The organism is Streptococcus sp. (genome assembly GCF_019414905.1).
Lineage (GTDB): Bacteria > Bacillota > Bacilli > Lactobacillales > Streptococcaceae > Streptococcus.
In genome coordinates, this window is record NZ_DXLC01000292.1 from 1 (window position 1) to 1,520 (window position 1,520).

Sequence of the window (1,520 nt, forward strand, 5' to 3'; positions counted from 1 at the left end):
GTGTCGCAGTGCCTCACGGAGACCATTATCACTTTATTCCTTATTCACAAATGTCTGATTTAGAGCAGAAAATTGCAAGAATGATTCCACTTCATTATAGTTCAAGTCATTGGTTACCATCAAGACCAAATCTAATCCCTGCTCCAGAGACTACCCCAGTACCAAGTCCACAACCTGTACCAAATCCTCAATCATCTCCAAGCAATCCATTTGATGGAAAATTGGTTAAACAGGCTGTTCGAAAGGTAGCTGATGGTTATGTCTTTGAAGAGAATGGAACCTCGCGTTATATCTCTACTAAGGAGCTTTCAGCAGAAACTGTTGCAGCCATTGATAATAAACTTGCTAAACAAGAAAGTTTGTCTCATGAGTTAGGAGCTAAGAAAAGTACCATCCCTTCTAGTGAGCAAGAATTTTATAACAAGGTTTATGATTTACTAGCAAAAGTTCAACAAAATTTGATTTCTAATAAAGGGCGCCAAGCTGATTTTGACGCTTTGGATAAACTATTGGAACGTCTTAATGATGTTTCAAGTGATAAAGTCAAGTTAGTTGATGATATTCTTACCTTCCTAGCACCAATTACCCATCCAGAGCGACTTGGCAAACCAAATGCTCAAATTGCTTATACGGACGATGAAATTAAATTAGCGAAATTAGCAGGTAAGTATACAACAGAAGATGGCTATATCTTTGATCCTCGTGATATAACTAGCGATGAAGGCGATGCCTATGTAACTCCGCATATGACTCATAGTCATTGGATCAAGAAAGAAAGTTTGTCTGAAGCTGAAAGAGCAGCAGCTCAGGCTTATGCTAAAGAGAAAGGTTTGATGCCTCCTTCAACAGATAATCAGGGGTCAGGAAATACTGAGGTTAAAGGAGTAGAAGCAATCTATAATAAAGTGAAGGCGGCTAAGAAGGTTCCACTTGATCATATGCCTTACAATCTACAACATACTGTTGAAGTTAAAAATGGTAGCTTAATTATACCTCATTACGACCATTACCATAACATTAAATTTTCTTGGTTTGACGAAGGACTTTATGAGGCACCTAAAGGCTATAGTTTAGAGGATCTCTTTGCGACTGTAAAATACTATGTAGAACATCCAAACGAACGTCCTCACTCAGATAATGGTTGGGGAAATGCTAGCGACCATGTTCGTAAAAATAAAGTAGAAGACAGTAAACCTGATGAAGATAAGAAACATGATGAAGTAAGTGAGCCAACTCGCCCTGAATCTGATGAAAAAGAGAATCACGCAGGTTTAAACCCTTCAGTAGATAATCTTTATAAACCGAGCACTGATGAAGACGAGACAGAGGGAGTTGCTAACGATACAACAGACGAAGCTGAAGTCCCTCAAGTAGAGACTGAAAAAGTAGAAGCCAAACTCAAAGAAGTAGAAGCTTTACTTGATAAAGTAACGGATGCTAGCTTGAAAAACAATGTGACAGAGAGCCTAGCTGGTTTACGAAATAATCTGAGTCTCCAAACCATGGATAATAATGGTATC

Annotated in this window: 1 protein-coding gene; it reads left to right on the forward strand. The window is 38.6% G+C overall.

Going from position 1 to position 1,520, the window contains the following annotated elements:
- Positions 1-1,520, forward strand: a 1,520-nt coding sequence (locus QZ359_RS08885) for a pneumococcal-type histidine triad protein (RefSeq protein ID WP_293965892.1), incomplete at both ends; no start/stop codon positions are given.